This is a genomic window from Bergeyella cardium (assembly GCF_003614945.1).
In the GTDB taxonomy this organism is placed as follows: domain Bacteria; phylum Bacteroidota; class Bacteroidia; order Flavobacteriales; family Weeksellaceae; genus Bergeyella_A; species Bergeyella_A cardium.
Map to the genome: position 1 here is coordinate 1710006 of NZ_QYCZ01000001.1, position 23041 is coordinate 1733046.

At 40.5% G+C, this 23041-nt stretch carries 20 protein-coding genes and 1 rRNA gene; 13 read left to right on the plus strand and 8 right to left on the minus strand.

Annotated elements, in window-relative coordinates:
- Positions 1-7 precede the first annotated feature (7 nt).
- The 4 genes from D8991_RS09075 to gcvP all read left to right on the plus strand — a co-directional run bounded on the left by D8991_RS09075 (position 8) and on the right by gcvP (position 5389).
- Entirely contained in the window at positions 8-907 is a 900-nt protein-coding gene (locus D8991_RS09075; RefSeq protein WP_262512171.1) for an RHS repeat domain-containing protein, read from the plus strand.
- Positions 904-1980, plus strand: coding sequence for a hypothetical protein (locus D8991_RS07755; protein WP_120489556.1), 1077 nt, complete (start codon positions 904-906; stop codon positions 1978-1980). Before D8991_RS09075 ends, D8991_RS07755 begins: the two co-directional genes overlap by 4 nt.
- Before the next feature lie 189 nt (positions 1981-2169).
- Entirely contained in the window at positions 2170-2301 is a 132-nt protein-coding gene (locus D8991_RS09115) for a hypothetical protein (RefSeq protein WP_262512165.1), read from the plus strand.
- Between the two features lie 226 nt (positions 2302-2527).
- Positions 2528-5389, plus strand: a complete 2862-nt coding sequence (gcvP, locus tag D8991_RS07765; RefSeq protein ID WP_120489558.1) for an aminomethyl-transferring glycine dehydrogenase — start codon at positions 2528-2530, stop codon at positions 5387-5389.
- 334 nt (positions 5390-5723) lie between these two features.
- Here gcvP and D8991_RS07770 read toward each other — a convergent pair whose 3' ends face one another.
- From D8991_RS07770 to D8991_RS07800, 7 genes are all read right to left on the minus strand, one after another.
- Positions 5724-7760 carry a TonB-dependent receptor plug domain-containing protein gene (locus D8991_RS07770; protein WP_120489559.1) on the minus strand — a complete coding sequence of 679 codons (2037 nt, stop codon included), beginning with the start codon at positions 7758-7760 and terminating at the stop codon, positions 5724-5726.
- 177 nt (positions 7761-7937) lie between these two features.
- Entirely contained in the window at positions 7938-8504 is a 567-nt protein-coding gene (locus D8991_RS07775) for an anthranilate synthase component II (protein WP_120489560.1), read from the minus strand.
- 90 nt (positions 8505-8594) lie between these two features.
- Positions 8595-11141, minus strand: coding sequence for a YfhO family protein (locus tag D8991_RS07780; protein WP_120489561.1), 2547 nt, complete (start codon positions 11139-11141; stop codon positions 8595-8597).
- A gap of 51 nt (positions 11142-11192) precedes the next feature.
- Positions 11193-11408 carry a hypothetical protein gene (locus D8991_RS07785; RefSeq protein ID WP_120489562.1) on the minus strand — a complete coding sequence of 72 codons (216 nt, stop codon included), beginning with the start codon at positions 11406-11408 and terminating at the stop codon, positions 11193-11195.
- A gap of 45 nt (positions 11409-11453) precedes the next feature.
- Positions 11454-12506 (minus strand): DUF6263 family protein, encoded by a 1053-nt coding sequence (locus tag D8991_RS07790; RefSeq protein ID WP_120489563.1) that lies wholly within the window; start codon positions 12504-12506, stop codon positions 11454-11456.
- A 59-nt stretch (positions 12507-12565) separates the two neighbouring features.
- Positions 12566-13303, minus strand: coding sequence for a 23S rRNA (guanosine(2251)-2'-O)-methyltransferase RlmB (rlmB, locus tag D8991_RS07795; protein WP_120489564.1), 738 nt, complete (start codon positions 13301-13303; stop codon positions 12566-12568).
- A gap of 15 nt (positions 13304-13318) precedes the next feature.
- Positions 13319-13789, minus strand: a complete 471-nt coding sequence (locus D8991_RS07800) for a DinB family protein (RefSeq protein ID WP_120489565.1) — start codon at positions 13787-13789, stop codon at positions 13319-13321.
- Between the two features lie 583 nt (positions 13790-14372).
- Between D8991_RS07800 and D8991_RS07805 the strand changes: the two genes are divergently transcribed.
- The 9 genes from D8991_RS07805 to D8991_RS07845 all read left to right on the plus strand — a co-directional run bounded on the left by D8991_RS07805 (position 14373) and on the right by D8991_RS07845 (position 22824).
- The gene (locus tag D8991_RS07805; RefSeq protein ID WP_120489566.1) at positions 14373-15368 is read left to right on the plus strand and encodes an AAA family ATPase; all 996 of its coding nucleotides are present in this window, start codon (positions 14373-14375) and stop codon (positions 15366-15368) included.
- 22 nt (positions 15369-15390) lie between these two features.
- Complete coding sequence (nrdG, locus tag D8991_RS07810) at positions 15391-15855, plus strand: anaerobic ribonucleoside-triphosphate reductase activating protein (RefSeq protein WP_120489567.1); 465 nt, start codon at positions 15391-15393, stop codon at positions 15853-15855.
- The gene (nrdD, locus tag D8991_RS07815) at positions 15852-17627 is read left to right on the plus strand and encodes an anaerobic ribonucleoside-triphosphate reductase (RefSeq protein WP_120489568.1); all 1776 of its coding nucleotides are present in this window, start codon (positions 15852-15854) and stop codon (positions 17625-17627) included. Before nrdG ends, nrdD begins: the two co-directional genes overlap by 4 nt.
- A complete protein-coding gene (locus tag D8991_RS07820; protein ID WP_120489569.1) occupies positions 17624-18484 on the plus strand; it encodes a DUF58 domain-containing protein in 861 nt (286 codons plus the stop codon). Before nrdD ends, D8991_RS07820 begins: the two co-directional genes overlap by 4 nt.
- A 6-nt stretch (positions 18485-18490) precedes the next feature.
- Positions 18491-19384 (plus strand): BatD family protein, encoded by an 894-nt coding sequence (locus D8991_RS07825; protein ID WP_120489570.1) that lies wholly within the window; start codon positions 18491-18493, stop codon positions 19382-19384.
- 38 nt (positions 19385-19422) lie between these two features.
- A complete protein-coding gene (locus D8991_RS07830) occupies positions 19423-20418 on the plus strand; it encodes a vWA domain-containing protein (RefSeq protein WP_120489571.1) in 996 nt (331 codons plus the stop codon).
- Between the two features lie 59 nt (positions 20419-20477).
- Positions 20478-21479: a vWA domain-containing protein gene (locus D8991_RS07835; protein WP_120489572.1), complete on the plus strand. Its 1002-nt coding sequence runs from the start codon at positions 20478-20480 to the stop codon at positions 21477-21479.
- A gap of 57 nt (positions 21480-21536) precedes the next feature.
- Positions 21537-22505 carry a hypothetical protein gene (locus tag D8991_RS07840; protein WP_120489573.1) on the plus strand — a complete coding sequence of 323 codons (969 nt, stop codon included), beginning with the start codon at positions 21537-21539 and terminating at the stop codon, positions 22503-22505.
- 100 nt (positions 22506-22605) lie between these two features.
- Positions 22606-22824 carry a hypothetical protein gene (locus D8991_RS07845; protein WP_120489574.1) on the plus strand — a complete coding sequence of 73 codons (219 nt, stop codon included), beginning with the start codon at positions 22606-22608 and terminating at the stop codon, positions 22822-22824.
- Positions 22825-22905: 81 nt separating this feature from the next.
- Here D8991_RS07845 and rrf read toward each other — a convergent pair.
- Positions 22906-23013: ribosomal RNA gene (gene rrf / locus D8991_RS07850) — 5S ribosomal RNA — on the minus strand.
- Between the last annotated feature and the right edge of the window lie 28 nt (positions 23014-23041).

The following is a 23041-nucleotide window of genomic DNA, read 5'->3' on the forward strand; positions in this document are numbered from 1 at the left end:
AGAATACATCGCCTTCGGAGAGATATTATTCGACCAGCATTCTAGTGAACACACTATGCCGTACCTCTTTAATGGCAAAGAATTAGATCAAGAAACAGGATTATACTACTATGGAGCAAGGTATTTGGATAGTAAGACCTCCCTATGGCTCAATGTAGATCCGCTGGCAGAGAAAACTATGCAACCTTATGCTTATGCCAATAACAATCCCGTAATGCTTATTGACCCTACGGGGATGGAAGGAGAGGATCCACCTACTAAAGCAGGAAAATATTTGCATACTATTGATTATTATAAATTTAGAGCTCAAGACTTTGAAAAAAGAAATCCTGGAAAAAAAGCACCTTCTTATTATATGGAGTATGGGGATTATAATATAAGAAAATTTACTAATGAAACTTTTTCAAAACTATCCAAAAAAGGACAACAATGGTTACTTATTGCTAGAGATAAGTTACAAGATCCTATTGAAAATATACTTCAAACAAAAAATGGACAAGAGATAGAATTTAATGATAGTAAATTTACAGATTTTGCTATGAATACACATGTAAAAGCCTATTGGGATGCTGGCTTAAAGGATCTAAATATTATTGATTTAGTAAATATAGGACTAACTCCTGATATAAAACACCTAGCAAGTAGCAAGGGTATAGAGCAAGCAGTAAAAATAGGAGAAAAGTTATTAGATCACTGGACATCTAATCCTTCAGTAGGAGCTAAAAGATTTTTTGAACTAGGAGCTAATGCTTTTAAAATAAAAATAATGATTAATGAATATGTAGAAAAACAAGTACGCAACGGAGGAGGCACTTTTGATAAAGTTTATAATGAAACGCGAGCTCATTTAGAAAGACTCATCCCTAAATTTTCAGACTTTATACCAACAATATCAACAGAAAAATGAATTTCATAAAAACATTAGTTTATTACACTCTCTTCCTGATAGTAGCAAGTTGTTCCTACTCGTATGAGAATATTGAGATATACAACACAAACGGTATTCCCAGTACAAACCAGTCTTTCTCTTATATGTATTTTAAAAATGAATATGAGGGCTATCTATTCGGAACTTATGAAGAGTATCTAAATCTTGATGAAGCTATAAAAAATCCTAAAACCCCTTCAAAAATAAAGTATGAAAGAAATGTTTATAAGACTACAGATGGAGGGCATAATTGGAAAAAAGTAGCAAAAATTTCAATCAAAGATGGAATTTTTTATGGAGATAATGCCATTATAAATCATAACAATCTTTATATAAACACCACTAACATAACTGGAAATGACAATTTTATAGATATTTTTTCCTTTGAAGAGAGTAAAATAATTAGCAGTAAAAAATTAGAATTTGACTTCTTCACTTTCTTAGAAGGAGATAAGGATGCTATTTACTCATCTACCTCAAACAGAAATAACAAAAACAATAAAATAATTCTCTATAATTCTGATTTTAAAATAATTGATAGTATAAATACTAACCTAAATTTCTCAGAAGGAATAGTAATTAATAATACAGCCTATACAATAAGTAGAGATTCTAATAAAGGAAACAAGCACTTATACACCATTGATAAAGAAGGATTTGCAAACGAAATAAATCTTTCTATTTATCCTGAAAATATTATCCAAATAAACTCTGATAATATTCTTTTAGCAGGAAATGATAAGTCAGATACATCAAAAGTAAAATTTATAAACCATAACATAAATACAGGTAGAAATAAAGTCATCAAAGAAGTAAATAACTATACTATAGTAAATTATCTACAATCAAATAATAAAGGCTTAATCCTTGCTTTTATAGGGAATATAAGTGGACCTTTTGTATCATATGATTTAATCTATAGCCAAGACTATGGAAAAACTTGGACAATCAAAAAATTAAAAGAAAACCTTTCCATTTCACCTAACCACCTAATAAATAATACCCTCTATATCTATAGTAGTACAAAAGAAATTCAAAAAATAACTTTGTAGTCCCTCTATAACTTATATATACAATTCCCTACCCCCCAAGACCAGCACTCTTTAAAATACTAAGAGCCTATGAAACCCCTGCCATTATGTCACAAAAACAAGAAATTTTATAAAGCAAGAGGTAAGAGGAAGGTAAGAGCGATGTAAGACCTACCTAAGAGAAACTCCCTAAAAAAATCAACTGCCATTATGACAGAAAAACACTCCCACACCTACGACCACAAGCCACCCCCAGATACCGCACAAGGTGGATTTGGCTTCATCCCTAATGGCATCCGTGAAAAAAACATCTTCTTCTACCACCCTGACCATTTTTACTAAACAATACAGAAAAGTCTCCCAACACACAGAATACATAGCCTTCGGAGAAATATTATTCGACGAGCACAACATCATACACACTATGCTACATCTTTTCAATAGCAAACAGCTAGATACTATTTCCTAAAAGCAAGTATATCCACATTATTTCTCTCTCTTCCATATTCCAGTAAAAACACCTATTTTTACGCACCAGAAAAAATAAAGAAATAAATCTAATTATTTTATGAATACAACAGAATTTGTAAACCGTCACATCTCTTTGAATGAACAGGACAAAAGAGAGATGCTCAACAAAATCGGTGTAAAGGATACCGAAGAACTCCTTTCTCAAACCATCCCCTCAGCTATTCGCTTACAGAAAGATTTGGAGCTTAGTACTCCGCTTTCAGAGTATGAAATGCTCCTCCACTCCAAAGATTTAGCCTCTAAAAACCAAAGCTATGATACTTATATCGGCTATGGGTATTACGGTGCTATATTGCCATCGGCTATACAGAGGAATATCCTTGAAAACCCTGGCTGGTACACGGCTTATACCCCTTATCAGGCAGAGATAGCGCAAGGGAGATTAGAGGCATTGCTCAATTTCCAAACTGCAGTAGCCGACCTTACGGGCTTCCCGCTGGCAAATGCTTCTTTATTAGACGAAGGTACAGCCGCCGCCGAAGCCATGCATATGTTCCTCGGTAGTAGAACCCGAGAGCAAAAGAAGAACAATGCTAATAAATTCTTTGTTTCCGAATGGGTATATCCTCAGACGCTTGCCGTGCTCAAAACCAAAGCCGAGGGCTTGGGAGTAGAGATTATTACAGGAGACCACCATACGCACACATTTGATGAAAGCTACTTCGGTGCACTGTTCCAAAATCCAGGCAAGAATGGAGTGGTTGCTGATTATTCAGAGATTATTTCCAAGCTAAAAACCCTCGATTTGCAGGTGGCAATGGCTTGTGATATCCTCTCCCTTGTAAAACTCAAATCCCCTGCTTCTATGGGGGCAGACTGTGCGGTGGGTACCACCCAAAGATTCGGGATTCCTATGGGATATGGAGGTCCGCACGCTGCTTACTTCGCTTGCAAGGAAGATTATAAAAGAGAAATTCCTGGAAGAATCATCGGAATATCTCAAGATGCTTACGGTGGCAGGGCTCTTCGGATGGCACTACAAACTCGTGAGCAGCACATCAAGAGAGAGAAAGCTACTTCCAACATCTGTACAGCGCAGGTACTCCTCGCCGTAATGGCAGGTATGTATGTGGTTTATCACGGTGCTGATGGATTAAGATTCATCGCTGACCAAATTCATTATAAAACCAGAACGCTTGCCGATGCTCTAAAAACCATAGGCTATAATGTGGTAGATGAGCCAACTTTTGATACCGTAAAAATCAAAATAGCCGAAGAGGATAAATTCAGCCTGCAACAAACATTGAGAGATCAGAAAATCAACCTCAACTTCTTCTCCGAAGGGGTGGTCAGCATTGCATTAGATGAAACCTCCACTTTGGATAAAATGCAAAAACTGCTCAATGTACTGGCCAGCCACCTCAACAAACAGGCGTTTAAATTAGCACTAAAAGAAAATGAGAGCAACATCCCATCCGATCTATTAAGGAATGATGAAATCCTCACTCAGGAGGTGTTCAACAAGTACCATACAGAAACCGAGCTGATGAGATACATCAAAAAATTAGAGCGGAAAGACATCTCGCTTGTGCATTCTATGATTTCCCTCGGCTCGTGCACAATGAAGCTCAATGCCGCTACCGAAATGCTCCCTCTTTCGTGGTCCGAATGGGGAAACATCCACCCATTTGTCCCTACCGATCAGGCAGGAGGCTATCAACAGCTCATTAAAGAGTTGGAAAAAGACCTCGCCGAAATTACAGGCTTCGCTGGTGCTTCTCTCCAGCCTAATTCTGGGGCACAAGGCGAGTATGCCGGTCTAATGGTCATCAGAGAATACCATAAATCGCAAGGAAATGAGCACAGAAATATCGTTCTCATCCCACAATCGGCGCACGGAACCAATCCCGCTTCCGCCATAATGGCAGGAATGAAAGTCGTCGTAGTAAAAAATAATGAAAGAGGAGAAATTGACTTTGAAGACCTCAAAGCAAAGGCAGAAGAGCACAAAGACCACCTCTCTGCGGTGATGATTACCTACCCTTCCACCTACGGTTTCTTCGATTCTAATGTAAAGGATATTATCAACCTCATACATTCGCTCGGTGGACAGGTCTATATGGACGGTGCCAATATGAATGCACAGGTGGGCTACACAAGTCCTGGATATATCGGGGCAGATGTCTGTCACCTCAACCTTCACAAGACCTTCGCAATACCTCACGGTGGTGGTGGACCAGGCGTGGGGCCTATCTGCGTAGCAAAACACCTCGTCCCATTCCTCCCATCAAACCCTAATCTTAAAGTGGGCGGCACAAATGCCATCAGTGCCATTTCTTCAGCACCGTATGGCTCTGCTCTCGTGCTCAATATCACATACGCTTACATCAAAATGATGGGCACAGCAGGGCTGAAAAAGGCTACCGAACACGCAATACTCAATGCCAACTACCTGAAAGAAGTTCTCGCCGAGCACTTCCCTATCCTCTATGCCAATGAGCAAGGCAGAGTAGCTCACGAGTGTATCGTGGATTTCCGACCGTTCAAATCTTATGGAATAGAGGTGGGCGATGTAGCAAAACGGCTAATGGACTACGGTTTCCACGCCCCTACGGTGAGTTTCCCAGTGGCAGGAACCCTAATGATAGAGCCTACCGAATCCGAAAGCAAAGCCGAAATCGACCGATTTGCAGAAGCCCTTATCAATATTAAGAAAGAGATTGATGAAATAGCCAACGGCACCGCTGATAAGGAGAATAATGTTCTCAAAAATGCTCCTCATACCGAGCAGATCGTCATCTCCGACCGCTGGGACAAGCCTTACAGCAGAGAAAAGGCAGCCTACCCTCTCGAATGGGTGAGGGAGAACAAAGTCTTCGCTTCCGTATCTCGTGTGGATGATGCCTATGGCGACAGAAACCTCATCTGCACCTGCAATCCAATAGAAGCATATCTTTAAAAGAGGCATTGCCTAAACCCTCGAGCCAAAGCTTTCGCTTCGGCTCGTTTTTTTTTATCTCAAAAGAGTAGGAGAATTATATTAACTAAGCTCTCCCTAGCTTGGTAGGGGCGATTTTAGACCTATCGTAGTTTCTTTTAACCTAATTATATAAAACGAATGACTCGGTGAAAATCAATACAATCAATACCGAGCCAATAAAATAAACAAGATAATAAGACTAAGGAATGTGAGGTATCGCCACACGAGTATGTGAGAGTCTCTCACACGGGAATGTGGGAGTCTCTCACACGGGAATGTAGATTACCTCCACATCCCTACTTGATAAGTTCCGCTAAAACTTAAACCTAAACCCGAGCATACCTCGGATACCTTGATTGGGGGCATAGATATAATCTGGGCTAAACTCTAAACCATATGGGTTAGGTACGCCTCGGTTATCAAACGGGTCTTCTGCGCGGGAGATAAGGAACGGAAGGTTCTTAGCAGGCGTCCAATCCAGCAAGTTTTTTACCCCTGCGTAGATCTCCCAGTTCTTAATGCCCTCGTAAGTAAACATTATGTTCTGAAGACTAAACCAAGGAGAGTATTGCGGGCGTGGGTCATCATCACCAGCAAGGGCGAGCTTCATCGGGCTGTATACATTACCCGTGTAAGCGATATTGAGGTGGATGGGCTTTATCTCGTAAGAGACCGTCCAAGTTCCAGAGAACTTCTCCGAGAATTCTATTCGGGTGGTTACATCGTCTTCGGTTTTGGTATTCTCCATTTGAGTAACGCCAAGATTCATACGAAGCCCATTAGCAAGCGCAAGATCTACATTAAAGGACAGCCCTTTGCTGAGGGAGGTAGTATTCTCATTATCATAGATGAGAAGGTTGTTTGAAGCATCAAACTTAGGAACGATACTGTTGTTGATAAAGGTATAAAATGCCGTAGCATCGAGCCCAAGGATAGAACCAGAATCAAAATAAATCTTTTTATTATAGTTAAGGTTTGCGCTGTAAGATTTCTCTGGTTTTATATCATTTTTGAAGACTACTCTTCTACCGCCCGTCATCGCGGCGTGCTCTTCAGTAAAGATACTCGCCACGCGATAGCCCGTACCAGCATTTAAACGGAGGAGGTTGGTCTCCCCAAACTTCCATTTGTAGGCGAGCCTTGGGGTGAGGATATTCCCGTGCACATTATTGTGGTCATACCGCAGCCCAAGTAGGAGTTTATGCTTGTCATTAAAGCTGATTTCATCCTGAACGAAGACGCCCGGAAGCCATATTTTCTGATGATCATTCACGATAATTGGATCACCCGTATGTACATCCGTAGCCTGCACAGTAGCATCATAATAAGTATATCTAAGCGCAGCGCCAAAGAGTAAATCGTGAGCACCAAGCTTCTTATCCCAAGTGAGCTGCCCAAATCCGATCTTCTGATCAGCCATATAAGGTCTGTCGCCATAGAAACTGTTTTGCTCGTGGTTACTAAAAGAGAACATCAGGAACATTTTCTCTTCCAAAGGGAGCTGGTAGTTACCGAGAATCTCCGCTCTATTGGTATAAATGCTTTCGGCATAGACCTCATCCCCACCGCGGTGCTCTTTCTTCCAGTTCATCTCTCCCCCCACTCTGTCTTCATAAAGATACCTTCCCGCAATGCTAAACAGGCGGTTATCTTTCCTATGGATATTCCACTTTTGGAATACGGAGATTCGGTCTTGGAGGGTTACATCCATAAAATTATCGTTATTCTTATCTACCCTGTTCTGGAAATTGAAATAATTGATCCCCGTAAGTACATCTACCTTTTTGCCTATATTGAATTTAAAGCCAAGATCGGCAGTATTCTCAAGCCAAGTCGTCGTACTGAAATCCGCAGATACAGTAGGCGCATTCTTAGGACTTTTAGTGATGATGTTAATAAGCCCGCCCATAGCCTCACTCCCGTAAAGAGATGATGCAGGACCTTTTACGATTTCTACCCTGTCGATAAGCGCACTCGGTATCCCCGAAAAGCCATACACCGCCCCCAATGAGCTTACGATAGGCATCCCATCGATAAGCACCATCGTATTAGGGCCATCGAGACCATTGATTCTGATATCCCCCGTGTTACATACCGCACAGTTGAGTTTCGGATGTACGCCATTCACATTCTGGAGGGCATCAAACAAGCTGGGGGTGGGGTTCTTTCTGAGATATCCTGCTGGATAAACCTCTACGGGAACAGGGCTATCCAACCTTTTTACAGACTTCATCGTACCTGTTATTACGACCTCATCTATAAATTTTGATTTACTTAAGCTATCAGTCTTTGTCTCTTGACTGTAAAACACCGCAGGTGTCAATAAGCAGGAAAGAAGTATTTTTTTCATTGTTATAAATTTAAAAAGTTAGGCAAAACTAATAAATTTAATGCTAATATGAAAGAAACTGCCAATAGCAGTGGTATAAATAACCCTGTAATCACTTGTATAAGTGATGAGTATTAACACAAAAAAAAGTCAATCTTTCTTTTTAAGGATTGACTTTGGCTAATGGAGTTATAGTTTTCATCTCACCAAAAAATTTGAAAGGATTTCCCTTCCCCGCGGAGTTAAAATGCTTTCAGGATGATACTGTACCCCGTGCAGATCATAAACTTTATGCCTTAAAGACATCAAAATTCCCTTATCATCTACCGATGTAACTTCCAATTCCCCTGGAAAGCCCTCTGGATTTACTGCCCAAGAATGATACCTGCCCACTTCCAAGACCTTTGGAAGCCCATCAAAAATATAATCCTCCTCTATCTGATAAGTCTGGGTAGCTACGCCGTGATAAATCTCCGAAAGATGAATAAGACTCCCTCCAAATGCCTCAGCAATGGCTTGCTGACCAAGGCAAACGCCCAAAATAGACTTAATAGGTGCGTAAGTTTTAATCACCTCCAGTAAAATTCCTGCCTCATTCGGAACACCAGGACCAGGCGATAAAACAATCTTATCATACCTGCCGATATCTTCTATTGAGATTTCATCATTCTTAAAGACATCAACCCCATTTCCTGTAATCTGCTCCATTATCTGAACCAGATTATAGGTAAAGCTATCATAATTATCAAAAACAAGAATTTTCATTATCTACGCTTATATAAAACCACCCGCAAAGGCAATTGTAGCAGAGCAGGCGCACCATATCTGGCGGGGCATTTGCCACAAACTCACTTCCTAAAGCCTGCGGCTTATGCCTATCGCTACCGCAGAAAGCACAAGAAAGAGGATAAAGGAGATTAGGGAGAGGGTTTTCCCTGTTTCTATTACTTTGGGTGCGAAGGTCATTTTCAGGCTGTGCTCGCCAGCGGGTACATAGACCGCACGGAGGAGGTAGTTCGCTTTTATGTAGGGCACTTCCTTCCCGTCGAGGAGCATTGTCCAGCCGTGAGGGTAATACACTTCGGAGAAGACTGCCAGCTGTGGGGTTTGGGATTGGGTTTTTAGCTCCATAGCATTCGGCTGATAGCTGATGAGCTCGATGCTTGCGGTGCTGTCGGCTTTCAGGGGCTTACCTTTGAAGTAGCTTTTATCTTCTTTGGAGATGATTGCCTGGCGCTTGGTAATCGTCTTCCCAATCAGGTCAATCTCCTCATTAGGCGTTTTTGCAAACTTAAGATCGGAGACAAACCACGCATTACCGTTGGAGAGCGGGTTAATCTGCACTTGTGGCTCCGCAAGGCTACCTCCGACTATATATTTTACATTGAGCATATTGAGGATTTCGGGGATTTGCTGCTGCCTAAGGCTATTCTCAGAGTAGAAATATTCATTGATAAGGTCATCATAGCGGCGGAGCTTTACAGCGTGGTAGCCCCCAATGGAGGACTTGAAGTAAGAGGTATTGGTCTCGCTAAATGCACCGAGCGTTTGGTTAAAAATCCTGTAATGCCCCTTATCCTTCTCGGCAATCGTCTCCAAAGTCTTGTTGAGATTCGCCGCACGGAGCATAGACTGGAGGTTAGGGTTTTCCCCTGCTTTCTCTATGAGCAGGTCGGTAACTTCGGTTTGGAAGGGGTTCTGCGCAAAGACTTTATCTACGAAATTATCACTGTTGAGGTATCGCCTATTGACCGTCCATAGGTCAAACACACTCACCACTCCGATGATGAGCAGGGCTACATCCGTACTGATTTTCTTCTTTAATGCAAAGTAAATCGCCCCAGCGGTGAGGAGTACGAAGATTATCGCCTTTATGGCATCTTCCCTGAACATTTTGTATCGGGCATCTACCAAGAAATCTACTATATAGGGTGGGAGATAGGCGTTTTCATTCGCTGTACTGAACCCGAGAATAGATTTCCCCAAGAGGAGGAGAATGAGGGTAGCCCCCACCACAGAAGCCGTGATGTAGAGTAGCTTTTTTATAGCTGATGAATGGCTTTCGGCTGAGGTTTCATCCTTTCTATTGAGGATTTGATACAGGCCGATTATCCCTATCAGTGGGAAGAGGAGCTCTACCACCACGAGGATGGATGATGGCGCCCTGAACTTGTTATAAAACGGCACGAAATCTATAAAGAAATCGGAGAGAAAGAGGAAGTTTGCCCCCCACGCCAGCATTATGCTCAGTGCAGATGCTCCGAGTACCCAGTACCTGTATTTCTTTGGTGCGAAGAAGAACCCGAGTATCGCGAGAAAGACAACCACCCCCCCTTGATAGGCAGGCCCAGAAGTCATCGGCTGATCCCCCCAATAGGTAATGCTCCCCAGACCTTTGGAGATTTGCTTCATCGTTCGGTTATAGTCCTCTTCATCGGTAATATTTTGCTCTAATAGCCCTTTCAGCCCTTCGGTAATCTCCTCTGCGCCTTGTTCATTGCTCGCCCCTCCCATTAGTCTTGGGATAAAGAGGTTTAAAGTCTCCGCCTTTCCATAGGACCACGCGAGGATGCTCTCTTTATCCATCCCCGATTTCTCGGCGGTATGCTTTTCATTATTTAATAGCTGCTTCCCCCTTACGGTTTCCTTTATGTATTCGGAATTTGCCATTATCCTTTGGGAATTCATCCCCACCCCTAAAACACAAGCTAAACCAACCAATCCTGTGGAGATAAGGAAGTGCTTAAGGTGGGTTCTCTTCATCACTACTCTAATAAGCTCGGAGATGAAAAGGAAGGCGAGCGCCAGGAAGAGGTAATAAGTCATCTGCGGGTGGTTGGCAGCAATCTGCAAGCCCATAAACAAGGAGGTAATGATAAAGCCCAGCGCATATTTCTGCCGAATATAAATCAGGAGAATGCCCGCTACAAGCGGTGCGAAGTAGGCAATGGTATGTACCTTACCATTATGCCCCGCCCCGATGATGATATAGAAATAGGTAGAAAACCCAAAGAACAAAGCACCCAGCAGAGCGTATTTCCAGTTGTTCTTCAAGCATACCATACCGAGCAGAAAGAAGCCTGAAAAGAGGAGGAATAAGTAATTAACAGGCTTTGGGAAGATATTGAACAAGCCATCTATCTTCTTAATAATATCTCCTCTGAACTGTGCCCCCATCTGGTAGGTAGGCATACCGCCAAACATAGCATCTGACCAGTAAGTCTCTTCATCTTGGCTGGCTCTATAATCGAGGAGCTCTTTTGCTCCGCCTTTGTACTGCACAATGTCTGGCTGATACAGCTCCTTGCCCGTAAGCACAGGATGAGCATAAACAAAAGCAATGATGATAAATACCACAAGACTGGCAATGATGTATATGAGGTTTTTGTACTTCCCAAGCATAATTAATTCTTTTTAAATGATAATATTAAGTCCTATAACAAAAAGAGGAAATCACTTTTCCTCTTTTATCTCTTCGTAATCTACGGTCTCGGCATCCCAGTTAAGGTTCTCACTTTTTGGATTGTTCTTTTTCTGGGTTTGCGGAGCTTCATTCCACTTCTTCTGGTGCGGATACTTATTATAAAAGCTATTAAAGAATAACCTTTTGAGGATGTTCCACACAAAGAATATAATAATCGTGGAGAGGATGAGTTTTAAAAGCCACATTGTATCTTCAAATTATTTTGTTGGTTGAGCCGTATCCCTATTAAACTAAGGATTAACGGAGATGGTAGAGTTGGTTACTGAGGACATAGACTCGGTTTGCTTACCATCGGTCATAGACTCGGTTTGAGTAGATTTCACACTGATGGTTTGGTTCTTTATCCAGCCTGTTTTCTGGTCAAATGATATCGTTCCCGACTGCTGCAGCTCCGAGCTTAGAGAATGCGTAAGCCCATTCTGAGATTGCTTATCGGTTTGCTTTGGTATTCCTCCACTTATGCTGATGGTTACAACTCCATTTTCTACACTTTTTAAAGTATAAGCAGTGGTGATTTTCACTTTTCCATCAGGGGAGATGTTCTCAGACTTCGTCCATTTAGCTCCTACTTTTGCTCCTGTTTCGGGGAGAACTAAAATATTCTTGGAGAACTGGTCTTTTAGGATTTTCTCATTAAAGCCTGCTTTCGTCTGCTCAAGGAGCTGCTTCTTTACCTCTGCATCTTTGGTTAATGTACCAATAGTTGTGGATATTTTAGTATAGATAGGCTCAAAGCCAGAGATTGAAAGGATTTTCCCAGAGGTTTCCATCTTCATTTTGAGCTGATTTCCTGTGAGGGCTTTATCTACCGTCCATTTATTCTTAAGCCCCTCTTCTTTCGGTGCAGAGGCTTTGGTATCTACGATTACGGATTTTCCTTTATTGGACTGTGAAGACCTTTTACTCACAAAATTGATGGTGATTTCATAGACATTGTCCTTAATATCATCTACGGTAAAGGCTACTTCATCGGAGCTTTCACTCGTAATGCTTTCTGATTGCCCATTCGGAGCCGTGATTTTCATTATATCTTTCTGCAAAGTAGTGAATGGGTAAGTATGCCCTTTCTCCAAAAGGAAAGACTGCTTGTATGCCCCTGCGGAATCTATATCTATCGCAAGGATTTCCTTTACGGGTGCTGCCTCTTCTCTTTCTTGTTCTGCGGACTCTGTGGCTGTAGTTTCTGTTTTATTTTCTGTGGCTTTCTCTGTTTTTGCATCTTTATCTTTATTACAGGAAACCATCGTTAATACAGCGATTGCTACAATACTTATTTTTTTCATCTTTTTATTTCAATTAAAGAGGCTTAGCCTCAGTTTTATCATTTATTCTGTTATTTTTTTTAATTGATTATTCTCTGTCTTAAAACCTCATAGAGTACAGCTCCACAGGCTACAGATACATTGAGGGACTGTGTCTTGCCTTCTATTGGGAGCTTTATTTTCTCATCAGAATGGTGCAGAACTTCTTTGGAAATGCCCGTCTCTTCATTTCCCATAACGATTGCACAAGGCTCTCGAAAGTCGGTTTCATAGACCGTCTTCTGTGCTTTCTCAGTGGAAGCAAAGACCAAAATACCCGATTGCTGAAGATAATCTACCGTATGAGCAAGATTCTTCTCTTTACAGATTTTCACATTATAAATCGCTCCTGCGGAGGTCTTTATCGCATCTGAGTTAATAGGTGCCGCCCCCTTATCTGGGATAATAATAGCATCTACACCTACGCACTCCGCTGTTCGGCATATCGCTCCAAAATTTCTCACATCGGTAAGCCTATCTAAAACAAGGAGGAAAGGTGTCTTCCCCTCTTCAAATAGCTGAGGAACGAGGTCTTCTATCTTATAAAAAGCAATATCGGTAGTAAAAGCCACTACGCCTTGGTGATTCTTTCGAGTGATACGGTTGAGCTTTTCTACTGGAACATAATTCGGACGAATACCCGCCTTAGAAAGTTGTTTCTTAAGCTCAGCTACAATATCTCCCTGTAATCCATTCTGTATAAATATTTTGTCTATGGTTTTTCCTGCTTCTATCGCCTCCATCACGGGGCGAAGCCCAAATATAAAATCGTCTTTCATTCTATCAAGCCCTGATTAATATTTCTCTCCTAAAATTGCTCTTTTCTGTGCCATCACATAGCCATAATGCAGGCTCTCGTGCATATTATTAAAAATAATGGCATCTTGAATTTTCTTTAAATCTAAACCAAAACTCGTGCTGTAAGGTCTATAGTCTGAGAATATACCCTCATCATAGTTCTTTACCAAAACCTTTGAAGTTTCAATGAGAATAAAGTCCAGATTCTGCACATCTTCCTGCGATATATCCAAGTTAGGAAGCGTTCCTTTTTTATAGTTTTCTATCCAAACGGTATCAATGACGAATTCATTTCCACTGAGGTAATAATGTAAAAGCTGCTGAGTAGCTACACAATGAGCAATATTCCAAAATATGTTGTTATTAAAGCCATCAGGTATCATTGTAAGCTCTTCAAGAGAAGTTTTGCGGAGGATTTCCTGCAGATTTTCCCTCACCTGCCGATGGGCTAGAAAATGATAATTCATCACAGATTTGTTTAAACGCCCAAAAGTAGTTCATTTAGTTGGATCAAACCAAAAAACAAAGCTGAAGAATATAATGATAGCTAAAATTTTAACTTATATTATCATTTGCCTGCGGATATCTTAAAATAATTTATTGATTTAGATAGAAATAAAATTCCCATTACAGGAAAAATTTTACATAAAAAAGAGAAGAGTCACAGCATAAAATCCAAAGAAGAGTAAAAAAACAAAAGCCTTCCAAAAAATATAAGATTCCAATGATAAAAAATTAAAATCCTTTTCCAAGCCATCAAGAGTGATTAATTATATTTCATTTAAAATAAACACTTTACACTATATTGTTTAATTAAAAACAGAGGAAAAATAAGAATTATAGCTCTTTTTGTATTTGTCTATCGTAGTTTCCTAATCCTGTGGAAAACTTTTATACACACAAGGGTTTTACGAGGCGATTTATTTATACTTTTGTGGTTCAAATGCTGCAATTAAACCATTGCAAACTATCATTACATGCTTCAATTATTGAAGGATTTTTTATTAATACATTATATTTTTCATTTAATTAAAAAAATTATAACAAAAGATGCATCAAGCAGAGGAAATAAAAATTTTAACAGAGAAGATTCAGGCTCAAAGCTACCATTTCACGCTACTAAAGCAAGAAATCAACAAGGTCATTATAGGGCAGGAATATATGGTGGAGAGGCTTCTGATAGGGCTTTTAGGAAATGGACACATCCTCCTCGAAGGCGTACCCGGTTTGGCAAAAACATTAGCAATAAAAACTTTATCCGAAGCGGTAAATGGCGTTTTTTCAAGGATACAGTTCACTCCCGACTTGCTCCCAGCCGATGTTATAGGCACAATGGTCTATAATGTAAAGGAAAACGACTTCCTGATAAAGCGAGGCCCCGTGTTTGCAAACTTTGTCTTAGCAGATGAGATTAACCGAGCTCCATCAAAAGTGCAATCCGCCCTCTTAGAGGCAATGCAAGAAAAGCAGGTAACAATAGGTGATGAAACAATGCCTCTTCCTAAACCTTTCCTCGTGCTCGCTACACAAAACCCAATAGATCAAGAGGGTACTTATCTACTGCCAGAAGCACAGAGCGACCGTTTTATGCTAAAATGCACCATAGACTACCCCGATTTTGAAGATGAAAGAAAAGTAATGCGAATGGTCTCAACGGCTCATCACCCCGAAATACAGCAGGTAATATCTTTGGAACACATACAGGAAGCAAAGGAGCTTATCAATCAAATTTACCTTGATGAAAAAATAGAAAAATACATCCTTGATATGGTCTTTGCTACCCGATACCCAGAAAAATACGGACTGGTAGAGCTGAAAGATTTTATCGATTTCGGTGCTTCGCCAAGAGCATCCATTAATCTGGCAATTGCATCCCGCGCCTGTGCATTCCTGAAAAATAGAGCTTTTGTAATTCCAGAAGATGTGAAAAGTATAGCAAAAGATGTTCTCCGTCACAGAATAGGGCTCTCCTTTGAAGCAGAGGCAGAAAACATCACCGCAGAAGAGATAATAGACAAAATTTTAAACAAGATACAAGCACCTTAATCGTGTAAAAAGTAATAATAAAATGCTCCGATACCATAACATACAGGTTGTTTTGCAAGAGGTTCCTGGTCAGATTACGCTCTGTTTCAGTATCACAGGCTGTCCTCTGCGCTGTAAAGGTTGCCACTCGCCTTTTCTGTGGAAAAATGGTAGCGGAAATCTGCTAACCGATGAATTATTCATCAGCCTTATAGACAAATATCAAAGTATGATTTCCTGTATCCTCTTTATGGGAGGAGAATGGGAGGAAGAAGATTTAATAGAGAAACTAAAAATAGCGATAGATAGAGGATTAAACACCTGCCTTTATACAGGTTTGGATGATGTATCAGATGAAATAAAAAAATATTTAACATGGCTTAAAGTAGGACCTTGGATAGAAGAATTAGGTGGATTAGACAGTCCGAAAACCAATCAAAAATTTATTAATGTAGAAACCAACGAGATTTTAAATTACTATTTTAACAATAAAAATTCAACACTATGATTCGTTTAACACCTAACCAGATCAATCAAAAGATTGATTTTATCGACAAGTACATCAAAGCAGGAAATGCTGCATCTGCTTCATCCGTAGATGCTAATGCCAATGTAACTTCCAAAAATATTGCGACAATGGAAGCGGAAATCAACAAGGATATCAATATCCAGATTAACCGCGAACTGGTACGCAGAAAGATTGCAACCCTCTTTGATGAAGAAACTGCAAGCGAGTACATTCGTCAGATTGAAAATCACGAAATCTATGTTCACGACGAAACCTCACTCAAGCCTTATTGCGTTTCTATCAGTATGTATCCTTTCCTACTCGATGGTCTCCTGAAAATCGGTGGAGAAAGTAAAGCTCCTAAGCACTTGGAGAGCTTCTGCGGAGAGTTCGTAAACTTGGTTTTTGCCGTTAGTTCGCAGTTCGCTGGGGCTTTGGCTACGGTAGAATTCCTCTTATACTTTGATCATTTTGCTGCAAAAGACTATGGTGAAGATTACTTAGAAACCCATACTAAAGCCGTTGAAAATCACCTACAGCATGTGGTTTATGCCATCAACCAACCAGCTGCAGCGCGTGGATATCAGTCCGTATTCTGGAATATTTCGCTTTATGATAAGCCTTACTTTGACAGTATGTTTGGTGAGTTCGTCTTCCCTGATATGTCTCGCCCTGTCTGGGAGCGCTTCTCTCGCTTCCAAAGGTTCTTTATGAAGTGGTTTAATAAAGAACGAACTAAAGCCGTTCTTACTTTCCCTGTCGTTACCGCGGCTATGCTTACCGATGGCACCAAGCCTGTGGATAGCACTTTTGCCGAAATGTGTGCAGAAGAGCTCAGCGAAGGCAATTCATTCTTCGTCTATCAGTCCGAAAGTGCCGACAGCCTCGCTTCCTGCTGCCGACTCCGCAATGAAATCAGTGATAATACCTTCAGCTATTCTTTGGGAGCAGGTGGGGTAGCTACGGGCTCTATCAATGTCATCACATTAAATATAAACCGACTGATTCAGCAGAAAAAAGACCTTCAAAAAGAAGTTCAGAAAATACATAAGTACCAAGTTGCTTTCAGAAAATTAGTAGAAGAATACAAAGAAGCGGGCTTACTTCCAGTCTATGATGCAGGCTTTATCTCTCTAGATAAGCAGTTCCTCACCATAGGAATTAATGGAATGGTAGAAGCTGCCGAATATCTCGGTATAGAAGCAAGCAATAACGATGACTATAAAAACTTCGTAAGCCATCATCTTAAAATAATTTATGATGAGAACAAGAAAGCAAAACAGCTCTATGGTTATATGTTCAACACAGAATTTGTCCCAGCCGAAAACCTCGGGGTAAAAAATGCTTCTTGGGATCAGAAAGACGGCCTATTCTCTCCTCGTGATTGCTACAATTCTTACTTCTACCCTGTGGAAGACGAAAGAATCAATGTCTTAGATAAAATCATCCTTCACGGAAAAGAGATTATCCAATATTTAGATGGCGGTTCTGCTCTCCACCTGAACTTAGAAGAAACACCGAGCAAAGATGGCTTTATCAAACTTCTAAACGCCACTGCTCTCTCGGGTTGTAATTATTTCTGCTTCAATATTCGTATCACGATTTGCAATGAATGCAACCATATCGACAAGCGAACCCTCTACGAATGCAGCAAATGCCACTCAAGCAATATAGACCACGCCACCCGAGTTATCGGTTACCTAAAACGCGTATCTTGCTTCAGTAATGCAAGGCAAAAAGAGCATCAGTTGAGACATTATCACTATTCATAATGATAAAAGACATTATAAAAAAAGTAAAACAGATCGAAATCCGATCAAAAAGGAAGACCAATACTTCCCTCATAGGTCTACATTCCTCTGCCTTCAAAGGGCAGGGGATGACCTTTTCTGAGGTACGCCCTTATCAGTTCGGCGATGAAATCCGAAGAATCGACTGGAATAAAACCGCTCGCTTCCAAGAGCCCTTCGTAAAGGTGATGGAAGAAGAACGAGAGCTCACCATAATTTTCTTAGTAGACATTTCAGCGTCTATGGACTACGGCACCCACATCTCCCTTAAAAAGGAGTTCGTAGCCGAAATATGTGCAAGCATCGGGCTTTCCGCTGTTGGTAATAATGACAAAGTAGGCCTCATCCTCTTTGCCGACAAAGTCTATAAAGTCATCCCTCCAAAGAAAAGCAAAAAGCACCTCTTAGCCGTAATTTCCAGCATTCTCTCGGCAAGCTATATCCCCGCCGAAACCAGCATAGACAATGCCCTAGAATATGTAATGAATGCCTTTAAAAAGAGAGCTTTGCTCTTCATCTTGTCCGATTTCGAAGCAAAATACTCCACCAAATCATTAAAAATCGCAGCCAAAAAAAATTCCCTACTCGGGATAAGAATTTCCGATGAAAAAGACAATCAAATCCCAGACATCGGAATCGCCCTCCTCACCGATTCCGAAACGGGCGAGCAAATCTGGGCAAATACCTCCAGCCCCCGCTGGCGATACAACTTCCGAGAGGCAAGGATGAAAAAACTCCACCACCTCAAGACCGACTTTGAAAGCGCATCAGCAGCCCTCATCAATCTAAACACAGGCGACAACTATGTAAAGAGCCTAAGAACTTATTTCAAAAGGTAATTACGAATGAAAATCCTTCATATACTCCTTATTTTTTCGGGCATCTCTATCCATTCTCAGACCCTCAGCACTCAGCTCGATAAGCGCAAGCTCTCCCTCGGCGAGCCCGCCACTTACACTTTAAGAATCGAGGGGCTAAACTCCCAAAATATCTCCATTCCACAGAAGAATAAGCTCCTGCCTTTCCACTTTGAGGTCATTCGCGACAGCATCAGCCAGTCGTCCGATATCTACGAAAGGATTATAGAATTCAGCATCTTAGAGGAGGGCAACTTCAAAATCCCCTCCTACGACATCAAGGTGGGAGAAAAAAACCTCAAAACCATTTCCTACGATATCGAGGTCTTCAATTCCTCCCAAAAAGGCGAACAAATCCACGATATAATGAAAAATAAAGGAATAAAGCTCTCCCTCACCGATTATTGGCTCCTCTACAAGAACTTTATCCTCGCCGGCATCCTCATTATCGCTGCCACCCTCGCCATCCTCTATTTTATAAGATACAGCAAAGCAAAACACTCCTCTCCTGCTCAAATTACCAATACCACACTCAAAAGATTAGACACTTTGCGCAAGAAAAAATACATACAAAACAATGATTTCCGCTCCTTCTATGTCGAGCTCATAGAAATCACCCGTGATTTCCTCACAAAGCAATACAGAATACCCGCAAATATCCTCCTCACCGACGATCTTATCTTCCTGATGAAGAAAATTAACGCCATCCCCACCGAAACAGAGCAGTTGTTAGAGCAAATCTTCTTTCGGGGTGATGCTGCAAAGTTTGCAAAAGCCTATCCCGAGCAAGAGCAAATGCTTATTGACCTCAATGACTTAACGCATATCGTAAAAAAATCAATAAGTGATATAGAGTTTGAGAACCTAAGGAAAGAGGTTTAGATCAGAATATTAAAAATAAAAGAGACTCATAAAAGACAATGACAGCTAATTTTCAGTTTCATTCACCAGTATTTTTATTCCTCTTCATCCTGTTTATACCTTTGATTATTCGGGATGTAGTGCGCAGGAGATCATCAGGAGTGAAAATTCCCTCTTTGGCGGGTAGCTCTCCCAGCCGAAGCATCAGAATCATTATTCCACTGCTCAAGTTCAGCAAATATCTTATTCTTTCCGCTCTTATTCTTGCAATGGCAAGACCTCGTACTTTCACTGTCTCCCAAAATAGAGATGATACTAAGGGCATAGACATCATACTCACCGTAGATGTCTCTCTTTCTATGCTTGCGAAGGATTTAGAACCCGACAGATTAGAAGCCTTGAAAAAAATTGCTATTGATTTCGTCTCCCAAAGGCCCAGTGACCGTATTGGGCTGGTCACCTATTCTGGAGAAGCACTTACAAAAGTCCCTGTAACCTTTGATCATAAAGTTCTAAAAGAAGAACTCGCAGCCCTCAACCCTACTGAACTCGAGCCAGGCACCTCCATTGGTGATGGGCTTGCAGTTGCTGTTTCTCATTTAAAAGATAGCAAGGCGAAAAGCAAAGTTATCATTCTAATGACCGATGGCGTTAATACTATTTTTAACGGTGTTCCTCCAATGACAGCTGCTGAGCTCGCTCGCAATAATAATATAAAAGTCTATACCATCGGTATCGGTACCAATGGCTATGCCCTGATGCCCACTTCTGTAGATATCTTCGGTGAACTTATCTTTAGTGAGACCGAGGTTACTATAGACGAACCTGTTCTCAGAGAAATTGCCCAAAATACAGGTGGTAAATACTTCCGCGCTACATCCAACGAGAGCCTCGCAAAGGTCTATGAGTCCATTAACACCCTTGAAAAGTCTGAGCTTAAAATCCAAACCCTCTATCAGTACGAAGAATACTTTCAGTACTTCTTATGGATAGCTCTCTTACTGCTGTTCACCGATGCACTCCTCCGTTGGGTACTTTTTAAAATGATTAATTAAATTTGGCATTATAAAAAACCAAAAATATTTATTTCACCTTATTTAAAGCCATATTCAGAATGATATTAGGAAACTCCACCTATCTTTTACTCCTTCTCCTTTTTCCACTAATGGGGCTCATCATTATCCGCTACATCAGGTGGAAAAAAAGCCGAAAACACATCTTTGCTGAAAGCTCTTTTCATAAAAATATATTTGGTGGAGAGCATAGGTTCAGTAGGATTATACCCTATTTCTACCTTCTTAGTCTGCTTTTTCTGATTTTCTCCATCATAGACCTGGTCGCAGGTGAGGAAAAGGTGGAAAGCAAACAGAAAGTGAGCAATATTATCTTCGTTTTAGATGTTTCCAACTCTATGAATACTGAAGATGTCCCCCCAAGCAGGTTAGAAATGGCAAAAGACATCATCAGTAGTACCCTTCCAAGTCTCTCTGGTAGTAGAATAGGCTTAGTTGTCTTTGCAGGTGAGGCTGCCTCCATTATGCCCCTTACTTCCGACCTCAGTGCTACCGAAAACTATATTAACGGCATCCAATCCTCTATAATAAAAGTACAGGGAACCGATTTTCTAAAGGCAATCGAGACCGCAGCAGCTAAATTCCACGATATTCCCAAAGGTTCAAGGCATATTATCCTCCTCAGCGATGGCGAGGACAACGAGGGGAATGAAGATTCTGCCATCTCACTTGCACAGAAGGAGGGAATTTCGGTTACGACTGTAGGAATTGGTACTCCCGAAGGTGCTCCAATCCCAGAATACTTCTACGGGCAGCTAATGGGCTACAAAAGCGACCTCTATGGCGAGACCGTCATCAGTAAAAGACAGGAAAAAGCCCTAAAAAATATCGCCAAGAAGACCAATGCCTCCTATATAGATGGAAATAATAGGGCTACTGCCAGCTCAGAAATCATCAGTAATATAAAAAACAGAGCAGGCAATTCGTCCATCATCATAGAATCCCAAAACACCGAGCATTACTATCAGTATTTTCTGGCTGTTTCTATTTTCTTCCTCTTCATCATCTACCTTTTCAATCCAAAACGAGACTTGAATTTGTAATTTTTCTCTTTTATGAATAAATACGAATGTTATAAATTAGCCCTAAAATCACTTCTTATGATAAAGAACCTCACAACTTTCATCCTGTTTTTATTCACTCTCTCAATCTCTGCCCAGCAAAAATACTACGAATTCGGCTGGAATAATCACTACGGAATTGTAGATGAACAAGGAAACGAAATCATCGCTCCCACATACGAATGGAAATCCTATACATTAGGGCAAGAGTCTCATTTTATCTCGCTTAATAGCGATTATAACGGCGCTTTAATCATCAATACCCAAACAGGGAAAACAGAAAAATTTGATTATCTCAAAGACACTTATTTAGTTGATTTAGATAATAAAGAATATCTCTATGCCTACAATGAAAAAGGAGGTTTTCTTCTAAATAATATTGACTTAGACGAGCGAATTAGCCTTCCAAAAAAATATAAAACAGTACGAAAAGATGGCGAATACCTAACGGCTTTTTTGGATAATCATAATCTTGAATTCATCTCTATCAAGGATTTTGAAATAAAAAAATCTGTAAAAACCCAAGATATTATACAAAATTTCAAAACCAAAAAAGGCAATAGAATTTATGTGGTTCATCAAAGAAACTCCACCCTCTTTTTAGACGACCATTTGGATAAAATAACCTCCATAAATAAAACCCTTAAAGGCTTCAAAAACATTCAAAGCTATTTGAAGCGACTTAATATAGAGATTATCGAAGAAGAATACCCCACCGCTGTGGCAATAGGAGGTCTTTCCGATTATCCTGTCATCAGACCCAAAAAAGAGGGTGAATATTCTGTATTTAATCTCTACACCTCCAAAGAGAGCTCCAAGCCTTTCTTTAAATTCAAAGAAAAGGAGATGCGCATTTATTATTCTGCTGAAGAAATGAGCGTTGCACTGAGAACTCCCCAAAAGTTATTCGTCTTTTTCTATGCAAAAGCTGATACCAAAACTCTACTTCTTCCTAAAAAATACTGGAAAGATTTCGATCTACAACTTATTGATAATGGGACTTTGTAAGTCCCATTTTATCTCTTGAAAAGTATAAAATTAAAACACTAAAAATCTTACTTTTTCACAAAAAGATTAAACGAAACTATTCTACCATCTGAAATGTGAAATGTCAGTTTTTGATGAATTAGTTCAGCTTTTTGATGAATTAGTTCAGCTTTTTGGTGAAGTAGTTTACCTTTTTGGTGAACTATTGTCAGTATTTAGTGAAGTAGTTTACCTTTTTGGTAAACTATTGTCAGTTTTTGGTGAAGTAGTTATCCTAAAAGCTAAAAATCCAAAAATCAACGCTAAGAAAACCACTGCAGCCCCATTATTTAATAATTAAAGGGTCTATGCCCCCTCTGACCCTACCAACAAAAAAAGGTTCTTTATCGTACGATAAAGAACCTCTTAAAATAATTATAAAAACTGGCGGCGACCTACTCTCCCGCTTACGCAGTACCATCGGCGCTAGAGGGCTTAACTTCTGTGTTCGGAATGGGAACAGGTGAGCCCCTCTGCTAAAACCACCCTAAATACCTTTATTTTAGCAGTAAAAACAA